Origin of the sequence: Kitasatospora sp. NPDC059812 (assembly GCF_042732075.1) — a bacterium.
In the GTDB taxonomy this organism is placed as follows: Bacteria; Actinomycetota; Actinomycetes; order Streptomycetales; family Streptomycetaceae; genus Kitasatospora.
This window is the reverse complement of the sequence record NZ_JBHWIO010000017.1, coordinates 64,980-84,111: the sequence shown is the minus strand read 5'-3', so window position 1 is coordinate 84,111 and position 19,132 is coordinate 64,980. Positions and strand designations below refer to the sequence as shown.

Genomic DNA, 19,132 nt, shown 5'->3' with positions numbered 1-19,132 from the left:
GGCCCCGACGCCGATCAACCCGGCGCCGGGGCCCAGCCCGCTGGTCTAGTAGACGAGCGTGATGCAGCCTCCGCCGCCCGCGGTGCCCGCGGTGCCGTCCTCGCCGGGGGTCTGGGGGTCGTCGAAGTTGCCGACGTAGTCCTGGCCGTCGCCGCCGTCCCCGCCGTCCCCGCCGTCGCCGGTGCCCACAGGGCAGGCGGCCGGCACATGGGCCCCCGCTGCACCGCCTTCGCCGCCCACGCCGCCCGTGCTGCCGGGGACGGTCTGACCGACGGTGGCCGGTGTCACGTCGACGCCTTCCTCACCACCGGCGCCGAGGTCACCGTCGGATCCGCCTGTGCCGCTGGGCCCTCCGCCCTCGCAGGCGGAGGCGGGGACGATGCCTCCGCCGTGGCCTCCCTCGCCCCCGGCGCCGCCGAGCACGCTGCCCGCGCCCCCGCCCCTACCCCCGGGACGTGACCCGCCGTCCACGGCTGCCAGGACGACTGCGCCGCCAGTGAGGGTGGACCGGCCGCCGGCGCCCCCGTCGGCGCCGTCGACGCCCGGGTCGGCCTCCTCACCGCTGGCGCCTCCCGCTCCACCGGCTCCGCCGCTGCCGACCGTGAGGGTCAGCACGTCGCCGGGGGTGACGGCCAGGGTGCAGGTGACCCGGGCGCCTCCTCCGCCGCCGCCTCCCGCCCCGCCCCCGCCGCCGCTCTTGAAGAGGCCGGTGCCACCTCCGCCGCCCCCGCCACCTCCCCCGGCACCTGCCGCGACGAGGGTGACGGTGATGCCGGTGACACCGTCCGGGACGGTGAACGTGGCGTCGGTGGTGAAGGTCCGGGTGGTCGCGTCCCGGGCGGGCGCGGTTGCGCCGACGGGCAGCACCAGCGCCCCCGCGAGGCATCCGGAACCGAGGGCGGCGCGCACCCTCCGGGGGCGGGCAGGCCTCACACGGGCTCCGGCCGTCACCCAATCGTCGTAGCTCATGCTCAAACAGTGCTGTGGCCACGATCCTCCCGCGACGCCGGAGGGGGGATCGGGTGACCCGGCCCGTCCGCGGCGGGGCGCCCGCACCGACCACCTGGCCGCCCCGTCCCGCTGTCCGGGTGAGACACGGAGTGCGACGGTGCCGCACAAATGCCGGTTGATCGAGTACCGACGATCCTTGGCGCCAAGGCACTACACCGACGAACAGGAAGAGGGGCACACGATGAGGCGTCTGATGGTGGCGGCGGCCGCGGGCGGGTTGCTGGCCGTAGCGATCCCGGGGGCGGCCGGGTCCGCGCACGCCACGGAGGTACTGAAAGACCTGACCTGCTCAGGGCCGGTGACGCTGACGTTCAAGAACCCGGTGACCGACGCGGCGGCATCGAACTCTTACACGGTCGAAGGCACTCTCGACGACTGTTACAGCGCCGCCGGAACCAACTCGAACGTCGACCACGGCACGATCTCCTCGGTCGGCACCGGGACGTTCTCCTGCCTGTCCTACCACCCCTTCTCCGGAACGACGACCTTCACCTGGTACGACGTCAACAACAGGGACCTCGGCCGCACCACCGTCTCCTTCCAGGGCGGGGAGAAGGGCAACTCGGGTGGCAGCGAGGTGACCAACGACGAGACCGGCATCACGGACGTGACCAGCACCCTCCTGCCCCTCAACAGCTACCAGGGAAGCTTCGACCTGTCCGGCATCACCGGCTCCTGCGACACCGGAGTGACGGCCCTGACCGGGAAGCACGAGGTGGACTTCAGCCTCGCCTCGCTCTGAGCGCACAGCACGCGCTCTCGAGCCCCCGGGCACCGTCCGCCGCCCGGGGGCTCGCCATTCCTGTGGCCACTGTTCGGAAGGCGTACACCCTTGCCGCGTTGACTCCGGCACGGTGAACGGAACAGATTCCGTCAAGCGCGTTGACCAAAAAGCTACATGACGATATGTCAGTGTACGAGCCGTTGGGCCAGGAGCCCGCTTCACCGCTACGTGCCGATGGAGGCGCAGACATGGTCGATGGAATCCGCGAAGAGGACGAGTCCGGCGGGCCGGGGGCAGCACCGGTGGCACGCCGAAGCCTCCTCCGGGCCGCAGGACTGGGTGCCGCCGTGGTGGGCCTGGGCGCAGCCGTGCCCGTGACAGCCGCAGCCGAGGACCGGTCCGCGACCCCCGCAGTCAGCACCCGTCGGCCGGACGTGCTGAACAGCGTGAACCTGTACTGCTCGGCGGACGCGGGCACCTACATGGGCGGCGGGACGGCCACCGTGCAGGTCACGGTCGGCAACTTCAGCAGCACCGCGGCCACCGGACCGGTGTCGCTGAAGGTCATCACCCCGTTCTACGCCAACGTCGCGGCGCTGCCGTCCGTCAGCGGCGGCACCTCCCGCTGGCTGTACCAGAACAGCGCGCCCGACGTGCCCTCCGTCATCCAGGTCTCGTTCAACGGCTTCCCGGCGAACACGGCCGTGACCGTGCCGGTCACCTTCACCCTGCTGTCCGGCGCCCCCAACATCCCCCCGATCGGCCGGGCGATCTTCACCACCGACGCGAGCAACACCACCGACATGGACAGCGATCTGACCCGCAACGTGTGGGAGTTCGGCTTCGTCCGCTCCAGCCTGGCCGCCCCGCCCCCCGGCAACGCCAACCTCTACTTCACCTCCCCCCAGCTCCCCCTGATCGCCGGAGGTCCGTCGGCCGAGATCCCGTTCCACTTCTACAACGGCGCCGGCACCCTGTTCGACGGCACCCAGAGCCCCGCGAACTTCACCTTCTCCACCCCCTTCTACACCCAGGTCCCCACCGCGGGCCGCCCGCCCGGCCTCACCGCGCTGTACGAGAACAACGACCCCGCCATCCCCTCCGTCTACCGGCTCTCCGTCCCGCCGGGGCTCGGCGCCCTCGGGCCGCAGACCCCGGCCACCATCGGCATCCCCTACCTGATGCAGAGCGGCGGCCCGAGGGAGTACACCGTCTCCTCCGCCATGATCACCCCCACCGGCAGCGACACCCAGGGCGACCTCACCATCGCCCACCACCACTTCGGCATGGTCTCCGTCATCGACACCGCCGTGTAGCCCGGTCGGACCACCGGCACTGCTCCTGGTGTCCTGCGCCGGATCTCCGGCGCAGGACACCGGCGCTCAGAGCCCACCGCCACCGCCGGCCGGACGGACGTCGAGGAGCTGCGCCGCCGGCCGCCGCAAGCGCGGTGTCCACCAGTTGAGTTCGCCGAGCAGGCGCATGGTGGCGGGGACCAGCAGCATGCGCACCACGGTGGCGTCGACGGCCACGGCCACCAGGACACCGAGGGCGATCTCCTTCACGGTGACGACGGGGCTGGTCGCGAAGGCCGCGGCGACCAGCACGATCAGGGCCGCCGCGGCCGAGATCAGCCCGCCGGTGCGCCCGAGGCCGGTCACCACGGCGCTCGCGTTGTCCATGCCGCCGCGGTGGAGCTCGCGGATCTGTGCGATCAGGAAGAGTTCGTAGTCGACGGAGAGCGCGAAGACGAACATCAGCATGATGGCGGCCTCCAACGCGCCGACGTACCCGGTGGGTTGAAGGCCCAGCAGCCGGGCGCCGTGGCCGTCCTGGACGGTCCAGGTGACGGCCGCGAAGGCGATGCCGAGGGACATCGTCGTGGTGATGACCGCCTTGAGCGGGACCAGCAGCGACCGGAAGGCCAGGAAGAGCAGGCCGAGCGTGACCACCAGCAGGTACCCGACCAGTGCCGGGAGCCTGGCCTTCAGGGTGTCCAGGACGTCGACGTTGGCCGCGGCCGGTCCGCCGACCAGGACGCGGCCGCCGTCGGGCGGGTCGAGCGCCCGCACGGCGCGCACCAGTTGCCCGGCGGCGGGAGCGTCCGGAGCCGCGTCGGTGCTGACGGTCAGTATGGCGCTGTGCGCGGTGCTGACGCGCAGCCGGACGTCCTGGGCGCCCGGCAGTGCGGCGAGTCGCTGCTGCCAGCGGGCCAGTGCGGCCTTGCCCGGCTCGCCGCCGATGTCGTCCCGCAGGTGGGCGACGACCTGGAGTTGGTCGAGCGCGGCCGCCGGGAAGTCCTCGTGCAGCTGCTCCTGTGCTCTGCGGCTGGCCGCCCCGGCGGGCAGGGTCCGCTGGTCGCTCGCCGCGAGGTGCAGCCCGACGACCGGGACGCTCAGCACGGCGATCACCGTGACGGCGGCGGTGAGCCAGGCCCACGGGTGCGTGACGGCGCTCCGGCCCAGCCGGTACCAGAACCCCGTCTCCTCGCCCTCCGCCCAGGCACGTCCGAGACCGGCCCGTCCGAAGCCCGGCAGCCGGACGCACCCGGCCTCGACGCCCGGGCCGAGCACGGCCAGTACGGCGGGCAGCATGGTGAGGCTGACGGCGCCGGCCAGCGCGACGGTGACGGCGGCACCGATGCCGAGGGAGCGGGTGATGGGGAAGGGGAGCAGGGTCAGGCCCAGGACGGCGAGCGAGATGGCCGTCGCGGAGTAGAGCACGGTGTGCCCGGCGGTGGCCATGGTGGCGGCCACGGCCCGGTGCGGGTCGCCCCGGTGGCGCAGCTCGCGCCGGAAGCGGACGACGACGAACAGGGCGTAGTCGACGGACAGCCCGAGAGCGATCATGACGACGACGTTGCGGGTGACGTAGCTGACCGGCACGAGTGGGGCGAGCATGCGCAACACCGCGAAGGACAGCGTGAGGCTCGCCCCGGCCACGGCCAGCGGCAGCAGGGCCGCGGCGAGGCTTCCGAAGAAGAGCAGCAGCAGCAGGAACAGCAGGGGGAAGACGTAGAGCTCGGCGCGGGTGAGGTCGTCGTCGACGGTGCGGTCCAGGTCGGCCTGGAGCGGTACCTGCCCGGCGTAGGAGACGGTGAGTCCGTCGGCGTGCAGCAGCCGGCGCAGCCGCTCGTAGGAGGCGGTCTTGGCCTGGTCGCCGGTGCCGGCCAGGCCGACGACCACGCAGGCCGCGTGCCCGTCGGTGGAGAGGAGTTCCCGCTTGCCGGTGTTCCAGTAGTGCTGGGCACCCGTCAGCACGGATCTGGGCACCTCGGCGAGCGCGGAGCGCACGGCTTCGCCGAACTCCAGGTCGTCCACGGTGAGGTTCTCGCTGCGGAAGACCACGATCGTGCTGGTCCCGCCCGCGTTGTAGTGGTGTTCGATGGCTTCGATCGCCCGACCGGACTCGGCCCCGGGGTTGGTGAAGCCACCGTGGGACAGCCGCGCGGGCAGCCCGGCCCCGACGACCGCGGCGACGGCCAGTAGCAGGGCGGTGGTCCACAGCACCGCCCAGCGGTGGCGGGCGACGAGTGCGCCGAGCCGGGCCCCGGTGCCGTCGGGCGGCGCCGGGGCGGCTCGGACCACGCCCGTCCGGGGGTCAGTCCCGGCGCAGGGCGAGGACGACATTGTGGCCTCCAAAGCCGAAGGAGTGGCTGACCGCCGCGTCGATGCGCTGCCGGCGCGCCGTCCCGGTGACGCAGTCGATGTCGAACTCGGCAATGTCGGGAGTGAGGTTGGCGACCGGCGGTACCAGCGAGCGTTCGATGGTCAGCACGGTGAGCGCCGCCTCGATCGCGCCGGCCGCGCCGAGGCTGTGGCCGAGCACGCCCTTGGGGGCGGTGACGCTGGGCTGGTGCGGCAGGGCGCGGGCGATCAGGCCGGCCTCGGCGGCGTCGTTGAGTGGGGTGGAGGTGCCGTGGGCATTGACGTGGCCGATGTCGCCGGCGCCCAGGCCCGCGCTGCGCAGCGCCGTGCGCAGCGCCTGTTCCGCACCGGCGGCGCCCTGGGGCGGCGCGGTCGGGTGGTGGGCGTCGTTGCTGGCGCCGTGTCCGGCGAGCACGGCGCGCGCCCGGGCGCCGCGCGCCCTCGCGTCCGCGGCGCGCTCCAGGACGAGCACGGCGGCGCCCTCGGCCAGGACGAAGCCGTCCCGGTCGGCGGCGAACGGCCGGGAGGCGCCCGGTACGTCGTGCCCGCGTGCCGACAGGGTGCCCATCCGGTGGAACCCGGTCGCCACCAGCGGGCTGAGGGCGGCTTCGGCGCCACCGGCCAGGACGATGTCGCAGGACCCCGCGACCAGCAGGTCGTGGGCGATGGCCAGCGCCGTGGCACCGGAGGCGCAGGCGGTGGCGCAGGCGAGCGTGGGGCCGCGCGCGCCGAACTCCTGGGCCACCTCGCCGACGGCCATGTTGCCGATGACCATCGGGATCACCGTCGGCGAGACGTGGGCCGGCCCGCGCTGGTGGAGTCGGCGCAGTTGGTCCTCCCAGTGCGGCGCGCCGCCGAAGCCCACCCCGAGCACGACGGCGACCCGGGCGCCGTCCCACCCGCCGGTGTCCAGTCCCGCGTTCTGGACGGCCTCCCGGGCCGCGAGCAGCGCGAGCTTGCTGAACCGTCCGATCCGCCAGGCCTTCTTGCGCCCGACCGCCGTGTCCAGGTCCATGGCGGGGATGCGGCAGGAGAACGTCACCGGGGCGGCGTCGAGGTCCGGGTCCGGTGACGCGGTGGGTGTGCCGGCGCAGACCCGCTGCCAGGTCTCCTCGGTGCCGAACCCGGCCGGGGTGACGAGCCCCAGGCCGGTGACGGCGATCTCGGGGCGGTTCACGCGACGGGTTCGGTCGCGTCGCCGAGTCGGGCCTGGACGATCCGGGCGACGTCGATGAGCGTGCTCTGCCGGTCGGCGTCCTCCTGGCTGATCAGGATGCCGAACTCGTCCTGGAGCACGAAGGCGAACTCGGCCAGCGCGAGCGAGTCGACGTCCATCTCCTCGAAGGTGGCGTCGGGGCTGACGGCGTCGGCGGATACGCCGAACCGCTCGACGAGCAGGGTCTGGGCGGTGTCGCAGACGTCGTCCACGGAGAGCGTCGTGTCCATAGCGGTGGTTCCTTTCCGGAGTGTGAGGGGGCGGGCTCAGCCGCCGGTGGTGCGGTGGTGACGGGTCAGCTCGGCCATGGCCTGGTCGAACGTGGTGGGCGGCTCGAAGCCGAGGTCGCGCCGGGCCGACGTGAGGTCGAACCAGTGCGGCCGGGTGAGCTGGTGGAGCAGGAATCGGCTGAGGCCGTGGTCGGTGTGGCGGCGGAGCACCGTCGTGGTGGCGTCGGCCAGGACGGCGGCGGCCAGGGCGACGGGGTAGGGCACCGGGCGCCAGCTCGCGTGGCGTCCGGCTGCGGCGAGGAGCCTGGTCACCACCTCGCGCAGGGGCCGCGGTTCGCCCTGGGCGATGAAGTAGGCCTGCCCGGCCGCCGGGTGGCCCGGTCGCAGCCGGTCCAGCGCGAGCAGGTGGGCGTGGGCCGCGGTGGCGAGGTGGCAGGTGTCGACGAGGTTGGTGCCGCGGCCCGGCATCAGCAGTCGCCCGCCCTTGGTCGCCCGCAGCAGGGCGGGCAGGAAGTGCGGGTCGCCGGGCCCCCAGATCAGATGGGGGCGCAGCACCGTGGTCGCCAGGTCCGGGCCGTTGGCGGCGAGGACGGCCGCCTCGGCCTCGGCTTTGGTGCGGGGGTAGGCGGCCGAGTGGCGTCGGGGCCCGGGCAGGGACTCGTCCGCTCCCGTGACGCCCTCGGGGGTGAAGGCCACGCTCGCGGTGGAGGTATAGACCAGTTGGCGGATACCAAGGGCGCGGCAGGCGGTCAGGACGCGCCGGGTGCCGTCGACGTTGACCGCGCGGTACGGCTGCTCGGGCCCCCGGACCCCGGCCAGGGCCGCGTTGTGGATCACCGCCTCGCACCCGGCGAGGGCCCGCCGGACGGTACGCGGGTCGGCGATGTCGCCCAGGTGCTGGCGGACCCCGAGCCGCTCCAACTCCGGGCTCCGGCGGCGGTTCAGCGAGACCACCTCGTCGCCGCGCCCGGCGAGGCGGCTGCACAGCTCCAGGCCGAGGAAGCCGCTGCCCCCGGTGACCAGGACCCTCATCGCCCGCCTCCCGGCACGCCGCCCGGGCGTCGTCGGCTCAGCCGGCGGCGGGCCCAGCGGGCGAGGCGGTCGCGGTCGACGCGCGAGTTGTGCCTCGGGTCGGTGGGCAGCCGGCGGTGGAGCAGGACGGCGGCGATCCGGTGGCCGCCCGGCACCGCCGACAGGGCGTGCCGAAGCCCCTGGAGGACGGCCGTCGCCGAGTTGGCCGCCGATGGCGCCAACTCCACGCAGAGCACCGGCCGTTGACGGCCGGCGGGCCCGAGGCCGATCAGCGCGGTGCGGCCGATGCCGGGCACCGCGTCGGCGATCCGCTCGACCACGGCGGTGTCGAGTGCGAACCCGGCTCCGTGCACCCGGTGCGCGGAGCGCCCGAGGAACCACAGCCGGCCGCTCTCGTCCAGCCAGCCGAGATCGCCGGTGCGGTGCAGCAGGTCCTCGCCGGCGCCGACCTTGGCGGCCGCGTTCGCTCCCGGGCGAGCGTGGTAGGCCCGGCTGACCTGCGGGCCGCCGACCGTGATCTCTCCGTAACTCCCTTGTGGAACCGGCCGGTTGTATGACACGGGACCGACCGGCACCAGGATGTGGGCCGCGATGCCGGGCACCGGGCGGCCCAGGCAGACCCCGCGGTGGGCGTGCCCCGGTTCCGCGTGCGCGGCGGCCAGTTCGGTGCTGTCGATCACGCTGACCGGCAGGCACTCGGTGGCGCCGTACGCGCTGAGCAGCGTCGCCTCCTCCGGCAGCGCCCGGCGCAGCGCACGCACCAGCCGCTCGGACGGCGGGGCGCCGAAGGAACAGGCCAGCCGCACCGGGGCGAGCGACAGTCGGCCGTGCTCGCACTCCCCGGCCAGGGCCCGCAGCACCGCCGGGGAGGCGCACACCACCGAGGTGAAGTGTTCGGTGACGGCGCGCGCCAGGTCGGCGCCCCGGGTGCGGGCCGGTCTGAGGTGGTTCACGGCCGGGACGACGGTGGTGGCGCCGGTGGCGGGCCCGAACAGGGCGAAGGGCAGGAACCCGGCGAGCAGCACCTCCCCCGGGCCCAGACCCAGCAGCCCGGCGATCGAGCGGACCTGGGCGGCCAGCTGCCGGTGCTCGTACTCCACGCCCTTGGGCACTCCGGTGGAGCCGGAGGTGAAGGCGATCAGCGCGAGCGAGGCCGCGGGCGGCGGGCTCGGCCACGGCGGCTCCGGCTGGTCGGGCTCCGGCCTGGGCGCGCGCGGTCGACGGCCCGTGAGCAGCGAGACGGTGACGTATGGGCGGGCCCAGCCGAGCAGCAGCCGGGCCAGCTGGGCGAGCGGGTCACCGATGAACACCTCGGGCCGCGTCTCGTCCAGACAGGCCCGCAGCGCCGGACGGGGCAGCGCCGGGTCGATCAGCACCGGCACCGCACCGAGGGCGAGCAGCCCGTACACGGTGGTCACCAGGTCGTACGGGTCGCGGGCCATCACCACGGCCTTCTGCCCGGCGCCGACGCCCGCCTCGCGCAGGTCGCGGATGCGCGCCCGGCAGGCGGCCTCCAGCGTCGCGAAGTCGACGGTGTGCCAACGGCCGCGCGGAGCGGGCCAGACGAGCGCGGTGCGGTCCGGCTGCAGGCCGGCCCAGCCGGCCAGGTGGGCGGCGAGCGTCTCCGGCCAGGCCTCCTGCTCCCGGGTGGCCCCAGGGACCGCGCTCACCACCGCAGGGCCATGACGCCGAGGCTGGTGCCGCTGGCCAGGCCGAGGATCCCCACCAGATCGCCCTCGTGCAGCCGGCCCTGCTCCTGCGCGAGTGCCAGCTGCAGCGGGATGGTGGCGGTGGCGACGTTGCCGTAATCGGGAAAGGTGGAGATCACCGCCTCGGCGGGGATGCCCGCAGCGGAGCAGAGGTCGCGGGCCATGGCCACCGAGGGCTGGTGGACGCAGAACAGCGCGCAGTCGGCCACGGAATCGATCAGTTCGCCCGCGGCCTTGAAGGCCTGTTCCCGCAGCTCCGCGAAGGAGGCCGTCAACGCGGAGTCGTCGACGTCCAACTCGTGCATCCGGCCGGTGGCGTACGGGCTGCGCAGTACCGCACTCGGCCACGCGGCCGAGTTGGCGAAGAAGCGGCTGCCGAGGATGCCGGGCCGTTCGCTCGCCTCCACCAGCACGGCCGCCCCCATGTCGCCCAGCGTGAGACTGGCCAGCGCCGATGCGAGCCGGCCGCGGTCCGGAATGCGCCAGCGGGTCAGTCGGCTGGGCGTCTCCCCGGTGACCACCAGCACCCGCCGGTAGGAACCGAGCCTGATCAGCGCGTCCACGCTCTCCAACGCGCTGAGCACGCCGTTGCAGGCGTTCATCAGATCGAAGACCGGTGCCGTGACACCGAGTTTGGCGGCCACCACGTTCGCGGTCGCCGGCTCGTCGAGGTCCTTGGTGATCCCGGTGTAGACGAGCAGGTCGATCGCCTCGGGTGGGAGGCCGGCGTCGCGCAGGACGGCGGCACCCGCCCGGGCCGCCAGGTCCGAGGGCAGCTCCCCCGGCGCGGCCACGCACCGCTCGCGCAGCCCGAACATGTGCTCCAACAGTCCCGCCGGCAGCGCGGCCCCTGGGCTCTGCCGGCGCAGTTCCTCCTCGATCTCGCGGGAACTCTGACGGGCCTCGGGGACATGGACCCGCACGAGACTGATCCTGCTGTGGGGCGAGGGCATGGGTACCTCTCCGTGATGGTTCGTCATCGCGTGGACAGGAAGCGCCGAAGCGGCCCGGTCAGGGACTCGCCGGCGTCCTCCAGGACGAAGTGGCCCGCGTCGGCGAAGGCGTGCACCTCGGCGTGCGGGAGTCTGCGCCGCCACTCCCGCAGGACGAGCGGTGTGAACACCGGGTCGCGCAGGCCCCAGCCGATGAACGCCGACAGCCCGGCGAGGTCGGCGCTGTCGCCGCCGGGATCGACCAGGGACCAGGCGGGGTCCGCGCCGCTGCGCGGGATCTGCCGCAGGAAGTCCCGCACCGCCCTGCGCTGCCACGCGCTGCGGTACGGCCGCAGGTAGGCGGAGCGGACTTCGGCGGGCAGCGGCCGGACCACCCCGGCCCGCAGCGCCGCCCGGGGGAAGACGTTCAGCAGGTGCGCCGCCTCGCCGAGCGGCCAGACGTCGCGCAGCAGGGCCAGCGATCGCGGCAGTCGGTAGCCCTCGGGCCAGCGGAAACCCACGCTGTTCAGCACGACCAGCTTCGTGACCAACCCGGGGTGCCGCCTCGCCCAGGCCAGGCCGATCGGCCCTCCCCAGTCGTGTACCGCCAGGGTCCAGCCCGCCGACGGCGCCCGACGCTGCTCGATCAGGTGGGCCGCCAGCGCGTCGAGGTGCTCCAGCCGCTCCGCGAGCGGAATCGGACCGGCACCGGTCCTGCGCTGGGAGAGCCCCATGCCCAACTGGTCCGGCACGATGCAGCGGAAATCCCCGGCCAGCGCGGCGATAAGACGCCGCCACAGATATCCCCACGTCGGGTTTCCGTGCAGCATGAGCACGACGTCGCCGGATCCGTGGTCGACGTAGTGCAATCCGGATTCCTCCTCGCGCCACCAGTGCTCCCTACCCGGAAAGCCGGGCAGGAGGGGTCGACTGGGCAGCATGGGGTTCTCCCCTTGTCCGTCGGGCGGCCCGACGGGCCAGCGCTGAAAAGGTCTGCCGCAGAACGTAACCCGAGGCCGGGGGAAGACCCGGCAAGCACGCGCCGGTATCCCCCGACTGCCCGATAGTAAAGATTGTTCACGATCTTCAGTAGCAAAAAGACAACTCGGGAGGAGTTCGGTCGTGCGCTGCGACAGTCGGGTCAATATCGCACCGTAAAGGCGAATCCAGCCCTGCTCGGATCGCACGGAGCCCCACTGGTGGTGATTCTGACAGCAGTAGTTCGCACCTAAACAAAGGAGGACATTATGGGCGATCAGCCCACTGCCCAGGGCGCACCGTCCGGACCGCGCACCAGGCGCCCCTCGGTCCGGCGCTGGCGTCTCGCCACCGTCCCGCTCGCCCTGGTCGCCACGGCCGCCGGTGCCGGCCTACTCTTCCAGCAGGCCGCCCCCACCCCGGCCGCCGCCAGCGAGTCCGCCGGCCACCGCGACACGCTCCTGACCAAGCTCACCTGCTCCGGGCAGGCCGTCGGCAGCAGCAGCGCGCCGATCACGAACACCCCCGCAACCGTGTCCCTCTCCTGGGTCGGCACGTTCGACGAGTGCTTCGCCGAGAACGGCGGGCCCACGGACGTCCTGTCGGCGACGTTGACCTTCGCCGGCACCGGCACGCTCTCGTGTTCCTCCCCCAGTACGTTCAGCGGCACCGAGACCATCACCTGGTACAGCGGACTGAACCAGACCGGCAGCGTCGTCGGAACCTCCACCGTGACCACCAACGGCGCACAGGACGTCGAAGGCGACCCCGCGCGCGGGGACATCCTCAACTCGAGCGACGGCACGGTGTCCCTCGGCAGCAAGGTCCTACCGCTCGCCGGCGTCCTCGCCACCTTCGAGCCCACCAGCGACATCAGCCACTGCTCCAACGGCCTGAGCAGCCTCACCGCGAAGCACGACGCCCAGTTCTCCAGCCTCCTCTGACCCCCTCAGCCGCCCGACTTCACAGAACAGGAACACCATGCCTTCGCACTCCTGGGACTCCGACCCCGTGCCGACGCGGGAAGCAGCGTCGTCCAGGCCCCACCGGTGGCGCCTGGCCGCCGTCCCGCTCGCCCTGGCCGCGGTGGCCGCCACCTCGGCCGTGCTCCTCCAGCATCCCGCCCCCGCCTCGGCCGCCGACACGCCGGTCGTGACCGACGGGGCCAACGGGGTCGCCGAAACCCGGGCCAACCCCCTGCTCCGGCTCATGTGCTCCGCGGAGGGTACGGTCAACAGCACCCAGCCGATCACGGACACCCCCGCTGCGGTCGACCTGTCCATGAACAACGGCGCCATCGACAGGTGCCTGACGAAGAACGGCGGCCCCGCCCTGTCCGCCGGATCGGTCTCCGTCACCGGGTCGGCGACCCTCTCCTGCAAGCAGGTCGGCCAGCTCACCGGCACCATCGTCGTCGACTGGGTCGACGCGAACGGCAACCCGGCCGGCACCTCCACCATCAACACCTCGGGCATGCAACGCGTCGAGGGCGACCCCTCGAAGAACCAGATCGCCAACAGCCTGAATGGCACGGTGACCCTCGGCAGCACCGTCCTGCCCGGCGCCACCGTCACCGGCACCCTCTACCCGGGGGCCGACATCACGGACTGCGACAGCGGGACCATCAGCAGCCTCCCGGGAAGTCGAATGATCATGCGCTTCAACCTCTGAGGCTCCCTCGACACTTGGCCGGGGCGCGGCACCTGCCGCGTCCCGGCCTCGGACGATCCGGGCCAGAGGCCTCGCCCCACCCTGGTCTCCGGTGGGAGCGGCCCCGCGTCAGCTCGGAGAACCGGACCAGATGACGTCCTTGCGCAGCCGCCCGAGACCGTAGTCGAACTGGGCGGAGAACCGGTCGGCCGCGCTGCCCGGCAGGGCGTACGCCGTCAGACCGGTGGCCTCCTCGCCCGGGGCCAGCGAGCCCTTGAGGATCTTCATCCGTCCGCTTCCGTCGATCAGCGTGAAGACGAGGTTGCCCTTGGCGTCCCTGATGGTGGGCAGCCCCGACCCGGTGAGCGAGACGTCCTCCGACCCGGTGTTGACGACGGTGATCCGCACCTGGATGATCTTGGCGTTCTTGGGCGTCCCCGACACGCTGTCGCTCGGAACGTACGGCGTCGGCGCGGCCATCGTGACCTTCAGCCCGTCCCCGTACGTGTAGGACTGACCGAACGACAGGCGCCGGGCCCGCTCGTCCGCGGCCGCCGTCTCCTGCTCGGCCTCGACCCTCTTCCGCTCGGCCTCGATCCGCTCCCGCTCCTTCGCCACCCGCTCGTTGGCGGCCCGGGTCGCGGCATCGGCACGGGCGCGAGCGGCGTTCTCATCCGCCCGCCGCTCCTCGTTGGCCGCCTGCACCCGCGTCACGACGAACACCCCGGCGCCGACCGAGACCAGCAGGCCGGTGATGCCCAGGATCACGCCCGCGAGCGCCATCGCCCGGTTGGTCGCCAGGCCCTTGCGGACGTAGCCCAGCCCGATGGCGCCGAAGACCACGGCGAGCAGGGCCGGCAGCCAGGACAGCCAGAAGAAGATGACGGCCAGGCTGAGGACGCCACCGACGATCCCGAGCACCATGGCCGCGGTGCCCAGGCCGTTGCGAGGCTGCGGCGCCGGCATCGGGTACGCGTACGGCGGCCAGTACGGGACGTTCGGAGCCGCGACAGGGGGCGCGGCAGGGGCGGGGGTAGGGGCAGCGGTAGGGGCAGGCGCCGTGGCCTCGCCCTGACCCGGAGCCTCGCCGCCACCCTGACCCGGGCTCGGTGCCGCCCATGCGTTGGTGTCGGCCGGCTCCTCGGCGGACTGCGGGCTGTCGGGCGGGGCAGGAACGGTCATGCAAAATCCTTCAAGCACTTGAAATGATGAGCGGCTTTTCAGCCTCGACGCCAAAGGATCTCCTGATCCCCCGACGCCAGCGACCCGATTTCCGCGAAGCGGTCACCACCCCAGGCCGGACCCGCACGTCGACACCCCGGGACGGGACACCGACGGGGTCGGCGGGTGATCAACATACAGGTGCCCGGTGACAGCTCCGGCGTCGCGGTCCAAGCTCAGGCGAGCAACTGTTCAAGCCACCTGAAAGGGGAACACCCGCCATGGCCATCAGGACCGCACTCGTCACCGGGACCAGCCGCCCGGCCGGACTCGGCTTCGCCGTCGCCCGCGAGCTCGCCGAACAGGGCTACCACGTCATCCTCACCGCCCGCGACCACTCCACGGCAGAACCGTTGGCCGCCCGACTGTGCCGGGACGGGCACGCGGCCACCGCCCTGCACCTGGACCTGTCCGACCCCGTCAGCATGCGCGAAGCCGCCGACCACCTCACCCAGGCCTTCGGCCACCTCGACGTCCTGGTCAACAACGCCAGCGCCATGCCCGACTTCCAGGTCCTGTCCGCGATGGAAGCCGACATGGATGCGGTGCGCACCGCACTGGAAGTCACCGTGATCGGCCCGTGGGCCCTGACCCAGGCGATGCTGCCGCTGCTGACCGCCGCGCCCGCAGCCCGGATCGTGAACGTCTCAAGCCTGTCCGCCCAGCAGATCGCCACCGGCCTCGACCTCGGCGCGTCGCTGCGCGCCCCGGCCTACTCGATGGCCAAGTACATGCTCAACGCCCTGACCACGGTGCTCGCCCGGGACCTGGCGCACACCCCGATCCTGGTCAACGCCGTCGACCCCGGCAACACCGCCACCCACCCCGAACGCGGCGACGACGCAACCGACCGCCCGGCCGCCGAAAGCGCCCGCGACATCGTCCGAGCCGCCACCCTCGGCGCCGACGGGCCCACCGGACAGCTGTTCGGCAACGGACGACCCGTTGCCTGACACCACGTTCAAACCGCGCCCACGGTGGACTCTCCGCGCCGGGCGACAACGTGCACCCAATCCCCGGCCTCAGTCGCTTCAGTCCCTGTCGCCACCCTGACCTGCGTAAATACGCAGCGACCAAAGCGACCAAAGGGACCGGACAGCCCGGACAGCCCGTGGAAGCCGACAGTCGCTCGACCCGCCCTGGACGACTCCAGCCGCGAGCGCCCGAACACCAGGTCCCTGAGCGAAGACAGTCAGAGCCCGAGTGGAGTCGGTTCAGGGGGCCGTCGAGGGAACGAGGTGGTCGAGTCCCTGCGCGCTGCCCGTCGCGGCCTCGATCGAGCGCGGCAGCATGATGCTCTCGTAGGCGCGGACGGCGTCGTCGACGCCGGGTTCGGTAGCGAGGGCGTGGGCGAGGTCGGAGCCGTCGAGCATGGCGAGATTGGCGCCCAGTCCGACCGGGGGCATCAGGTGCGCGGCATCGCCGAGCAGCGTGACGCCGGGAACGCGCTGCCAGGTGTGCGGGGCGGGCAGGACGAACAGGGGCCGGCTGACGAACCCGCTGTCGCTGTTGCGCAGGACGTAGCGCAGGCTCTCGTCCCAGCCGTCGAACGTCCTCAGCAGGTGCGTCCGCACGGCCCGCTGGTCGCCGAGGTCGACACCGGCGGCCGTGTGCCAGTCCTCCGGCACGCGCAGCGCGATGTAGACGCGGATGTGGCCGTTGCTGTTGCGCTGGGCGACCAGGGACCTGCCGGCGCCCTTCACCAGCATCGAACCGTTGCCGACCAGCCGCGCCAGGTCGGGGTGGCGGGTGTCGCAGTGGTCGAATCCGGTCTCGACGAAGGTGACACCGGTGTAGCCGGGTACGGCGGACGACAGGGCCGGGCGGACGCGCGACCAGGCGCCGTCGGCGCCGACCACCAGGTCGAAGTCCTCGACGCTACCGTCACCGAAGCGCAGCCGGCAGGTGCCGTCCGTCAGCGGGGTGACCCCACTGACGGCGCGGTCCCATCGCACCGTGCCCTCGGCGATCGAGTCCAGGAGCAGGCCGCGCAGTTGACCGCGGTCGATCTCCGGCCGGCCACCGTCGGCGGAAGGCCCCTGCTGCGCCACGAGCGCGGCGGTGGCGAAGTCGAGCACGCGCCATGCGTCTCCTTCGGGGCGGGCGAGGGCGTGGAACCGGTCGAGGAGCCCCGCCGCCCGCAGGGCGGCCTGGCCGGTGTCGGCGTGCAGGTCGAGGGTGCCGCCCTGCGGGCGGGCGTCGGCGGATGCCTCGCGCTCGAAGACGGTGACGGAGCGACCGTGCTGCTGCAGGACCCGGGCGCAGGTGAGGCCGCCGAGGCCGGCACCGACGATCGCGATGCGGGGATCGCGGGGATCGCGGGGATCACGGGGATCACGGGGATCGCGGGGATCGCGGGGATCGCGGGCAGAGTTCATGGGAGTACCCCTCGGGGAGGTGGGTGGGCCACTGGGAGGCCTGACATCACCAAGAAAGCACACTCGCTAAATAAGCGCAACGACTAAACTTTTGCAGCGGATGCACTTCGCTGATATGGTGGGCACGTGACCGAACCGACCGGGCGCCGCGAGCGCAAGAAGGCCCAGACCCGCCAGTCCCTGGCCGACGCCGCACTCGACCTCTTCCTCGAACACGGCTACGACCAGGTCGGCGTCAAGGACGTCGCCGAGGCCGCCGACGTCTCGGTGACCACCCTGTTCAAGCACTTCTCCGGCAAGGAAGCCCTGGTCTTCGACCAGGAGGACGACATCGAAGCAGCACTCGTCGCCGCCGTACGCGAACGCACCCCCGGCACGTCGATCCCGCAGGCGCTGCGCGAGCACCTCCTGCTGGCGCAGACCCAGTTCGCCGTCCACACCGCGGACCCGCGGTTCGCCGACTTCACGCGCATGGTGCAGGAGACCCCCGCGCTGCGCGACTACGCCCACCGCATGTGGACGCGCCACGAAACCGCCCTGGCACGAGCCATCGCCGAGGCCGTCGCCGCCCCCGAGGACGACGTCAGCTGCGCCGCCCTCGCCCGTTTCGCCCTTGAGGCCCGCGGCCTCATCCTGCGGCACCCTGAACCACGCCGAGCCGCCGACGAGGCCTTCGCCCTGCTCGAACACGGCTGGGCAGCCTCCCACCCGGGCACCTGACCCGGCCGCGCCGCCTCTCGCCCTATACGGCGACGCCGAGCTCCCTGCCGGTCCGCCGGAGGAACTCGACGACCTGCGGCTCGCGGCGCCAAGGGGTGAGCGCGGTGTTGAACTCGCGGACGTAGTCCTTGGCCCGGCTGGACTGGACGCGGGCGAGGATGTCGACGGCCTGGTGGCCGAGCGCGAGGCCCTGGTCCAGGTCCTTGCTCTGGAGGTGGGCGGTGCCGACGATGGCCAGCCGCATCCCGACCGAGCGGGTGAACACCCCGGGCGGCATGGCGGCGGCCTGCGCGTTCCACGCGAGGGCGGCCTCGGGGTTCCTCAGGTCGCGGAAGATCTCGGCGGCGTCGGCCGAGAGCCGCGCGTGGTGGTAGAAGTCGATCCACGCCGGCTCCTCGGCGCCGTCGCGGGCCTGGTCGAGCAGGCTCTCGGAGGCGGCGAGCGCGGCGGAGGCGGCCCGGGCGTCGTCGTCCCGGGCGTGGGCCCGGGCCTCGATGAGCTTGGTGAACGCGAGCACCCTGGGGGCCGCCCGGCCCCTGGCCCGCTCGAAGGCGCCCTGGGCCATGTCGATGGCCTCGCTCGCGAATCCCCTCAGCAGAGTTTGCATGGCCATCGCGGTCAGGACATAGCAGCCGAGCTGGACGTCGCCGCCGGCCCGGGCCAGGCGGAGGGCCTGGATGAAGTGCCGTTGAGCGACGTCGTGTCGGCCGGCGTCGAAGGCCGTCCAGCCCGCCAGGCGGGACAACTCGGCCGTCGCGGAGAACAGTTGCCGTCCGACCTCGTCGCTGAAGGAGCCGTTCAGGAGCGGGACGGCGCGTTCCCGGAGGCAGGCGGTGACGGAGTCGGCCTTCCAGTTCCCGCCGCCGTACCTGGAGTCCCAGCGCCGGGCATCGTCGGCGGCGTCCCGCAGTTCGGCGAGGTCGGCGGCGCCGACCCGGCCGCGGCCGCGGTGGGCGGCGGTGTCGTCGGCGGGGGTGACCAGCCAGCGGGTGACCGGGGTGGTGAACGCGGAGACGGCGAAGCCCGCACCGGTGAGGAAGTCTCGGCGGTTCACGCTGCTCCAGAACGAAGTGGCCGTACGCACGGCCTCGGCGGGGTCCCTCGGGAAATCCCACCCCATCGCGGCGTCCGGTGTCCCGGCATCGGCCATACCGATCTCGCCGAGTCCCACGGGCCGGCCGAGCCGCTCCCCGATCGCCCGGGCCAGCAGCTTCGGCACGGGCCAGTCCGGCACCATGCCGCGCGTCGTCCAGTTCGCAACGGACGTGTGCGTATAGGTCGTGGTCAGCCCGGCTTCGTGGGCGAGCTGGTTCACCCGGTGGGCCAGCGATTTGCGGCTGGCGCCCTCGCACTTGTCGATCATCCGGGCCAGCGCGTCGTTCGGCGGCCTGGTCCGGCGGGTGGTCGACGCCACGGCGCCCCCTCGATCGGTCCCCGCGCGGGCGCGGGGAGTCGTACGCGACCGGCCACGAGAAGTCGCAGGCCCGGCACCCGAGGCCGGATCACCGAGGGTAGGACATTCGTTGCTCATGGTGAATCGGATGCACGATTTGTGAGCCCCCTTGCGAGCCCTGCCCGCACCGGCTGCCAGGCGGTTGCCTGGTGTTCCGGGCCTCCGCCGGGGGCCTGGGGAAACCTCCTCCCGGCAGGGCCACCACCGATTCACGCTCACGGGTGACAACCG

The 19,132-nt window shown here is 72.9% G+C and carries 17 protein-coding genes; 6 read left to right on the top strand and 11 right to left on the bottom strand.

Going from position 1 to position 19,132, the window contains the following annotated elements; all coding sequences use genetic code 11:
* Positions 1 to 45: 45 nt before the first annotated feature.
* Entirely contained in the window at positions 46 to 969 is a 924-nt protein-coding gene (locus tag ACFV6D_RS12065) for a hypothetical protein (protein ID WP_380423124.1), read from the bottom strand.
* A 223-nt stretch (positions 970 to 1,192) separates the two neighbouring features.
* On the opposite strand from ACFV6D_RS12065, the gene ACFV6D_RS12060 reads away from it, so the two are divergent.
* Together ACFV6D_RS12060 and ACFV6D_RS12055 are read left to right on the top strand one after the other, a co-directional pair.
* Complete coding sequence (locus ACFV6D_RS12060) at positions 1,193 to 1,753, top strand: hypothetical protein (RefSeq protein WP_380423123.1); 561 nt, start codon at positions 1,193 to 1,195, stop codon at positions 1,751 to 1,753.
* A gap of 230 nt (positions 1,754 to 1,983) precedes the next feature.
* The gene (locus ACFV6D_RS12055; RefSeq protein WP_380423122.1) at positions 1,984 to 3,051 is read left to right on the top strand and encodes a hypothetical protein; all 1,068 of its coding nucleotides are present in this window, start codon (positions 1,984 to 1,986) and stop codon (positions 3,049 to 3,051) included.
* A gap of 66 nt (positions 3,052 to 3,117) precedes the next feature.
* Here ACFV6D_RS12055 and ACFV6D_RS12050 read toward each other — a convergent pair whose 3' ends face one another.
* Genes ACFV6D_RS12050 through ACFV6D_RS12020 form a run of 7 tightly spaced genes read right to left on the bottom strand, consistent with a single transcriptional unit; the run spans position 3,118 to position 11,370 of the window.
* Entirely contained in the window at positions 3,118 to 5,322 is a 2,205-nt protein-coding gene (locus tag ACFV6D_RS12050) for an MMPL family transporter (RefSeq protein ID WP_380559448.1), read from the bottom strand.
* A gap of 13 nt (positions 5,323 to 5,335) precedes the next feature.
* Entirely contained in the window at positions 5,336 to 6,559 is a 1,224-nt protein-coding gene (locus ACFV6D_RS12045; RefSeq protein WP_380559446.1) for a beta-ketoacyl-[acyl-carrier-protein] synthase family protein, read from the bottom strand.
* Positions 6,556 to 6,828, bottom strand: a complete 273-nt coding sequence (locus ACFV6D_RS12040) for an acyl carrier protein (RefSeq protein WP_380369315.1) — start codon at positions 6,826 to 6,828, stop codon at positions 6,556 to 6,558. The genes ACFV6D_RS12045 and ACFV6D_RS12040 overlap by 4 nt, the downstream gene beginning before the upstream one ends.
* Positions 6,829 to 6,864: 36 nt before the next feature.
* Complete coding sequence (locus tag ACFV6D_RS12035; protein ID WP_380559444.1) at positions 6,865 to 7,860, bottom strand: NAD-dependent epimerase/dehydratase family protein; 996 nt, start codon at positions 7,858 to 7,860, stop codon at positions 6,865 to 6,867.
* Complete coding sequence (locus ACFV6D_RS12030; protein WP_380423118.1) at positions 7,857 to 9,530, bottom strand: AMP-binding protein; 1,674 nt, start codon at positions 9,528 to 9,530, stop codon at positions 7,857 to 7,859. The genes ACFV6D_RS12035 and ACFV6D_RS12030 overlap by 4 nt, the downstream gene beginning before the upstream one ends.
* Positions 9,527 to 10,492 carry a 3-oxoacyl-ACP synthase III family protein gene (locus tag ACFV6D_RS12025; protein WP_380559442.1) on the bottom strand — a complete coding sequence of 322 codons (966 nt, stop codon included), beginning with the start codon at positions 10,490 to 10,492 and terminating at the stop codon, positions 9,527 to 9,529. The genes ACFV6D_RS12030 and ACFV6D_RS12025 overlap by 4 nt, the downstream gene beginning before the upstream one ends.
* A 53-nt stretch (positions 10,493 to 10,545) precedes the next feature.
* Positions 10,546 to 11,370: an alpha/beta fold hydrolase gene (locus tag ACFV6D_RS12020; RefSeq protein WP_380559440.1), complete on the bottom strand. Its 825-nt coding sequence runs from the start codon at positions 11,368 to 11,370 to the stop codon at positions 10,546 to 10,548.
* Positions 11,371 to 11,748: 378 nt separating this feature from the next.
* On the opposite strand from ACFV6D_RS12020, the gene ACFV6D_RS12015 reads away from it, so the two are divergent.
* A complete protein-coding gene (locus tag ACFV6D_RS12015; protein WP_063352037.1) occupies positions 11,749 to 12,423 on the top strand; it encodes a hypothetical protein in 675 nt (224 codons plus the stop codon).
* A 37-nt stretch (positions 12,424 to 12,460) separates the two neighbouring features.
* A complete protein-coding gene (locus ACFV6D_RS12010; RefSeq protein ID WP_380334574.1) occupies positions 12,461 to 13,150 on the top strand; it encodes a hypothetical protein in 690 nt (229 codons plus the stop codon).
* A 108-nt stretch (positions 13,151 to 13,258) separates the two neighbouring features.
* Here the strand turns inward: ACFV6D_RS12010 and ACFV6D_RS12005 are convergent, their stop codons facing one another.
* Positions 13,259 to 14,095: a DUF4190 domain-containing protein gene (locus ACFV6D_RS12005; RefSeq protein ID WP_380423115.1), complete on the bottom strand. Its 837-nt coding sequence runs from the start codon at positions 14,093 to 14,095 to the stop codon at positions 13,259 to 13,261.
* A gap of 476 nt (positions 14,096 to 14,571) precedes the next feature.
* Here ACFV6D_RS12005 and ACFV6D_RS12000 point away from each other — a divergent pair, with 476 nt between their 5' ends.
* Complete coding sequence (locus ACFV6D_RS12000) at positions 14,572 to 15,303, top strand: SDR family NAD(P)-dependent oxidoreductase (protein ID WP_380423114.1); 732 nt, start codon at positions 14,572 to 14,574, stop codon at positions 15,301 to 15,303.
* A 261-nt stretch (positions 15,304 to 15,564) separates the two neighbouring features.
* Here the strand turns inward: ACFV6D_RS12000 and ACFV6D_RS11995 are convergent, their stop codons facing one another.
* Positions 15,565 to 16,728 (bottom strand): FAD-dependent oxidoreductase, encoded by a 1,164-nt coding sequence (locus tag ACFV6D_RS11995; RefSeq protein WP_380423113.1) that lies wholly within the window; start codon positions 16,726 to 16,728, stop codon positions 15,565 to 15,567.
* A gap of 126 nt (positions 16,729 to 16,854) precedes the next feature.
* On the opposite strand from ACFV6D_RS11995, the gene ACFV6D_RS11990 reads away from it, so the two are divergent.
* Positions 16,855 to 17,448: a TetR/AcrR family transcriptional regulator gene (locus ACFV6D_RS11990; protein WP_380423112.1), complete on the top strand. Its 594-nt coding sequence runs from the start codon at positions 16,855 to 16,857 to the stop codon at positions 17,446 to 17,448.
* A 22-nt stretch (positions 17,449 to 17,470) separates the two neighbouring features.
* Here the strand turns inward: ACFV6D_RS11990 and ACFV6D_RS11985 are convergent, their stop codons facing one another.
* Entirely contained in the window at positions 17,471 to 18,862 is a 1,392-nt protein-coding gene (locus ACFV6D_RS11985; RefSeq protein WP_380423111.1) for a sporulation protein, read from the bottom strand.
* Positions 18,863 to 19,132 lie beyond the last annotated feature (270 nt).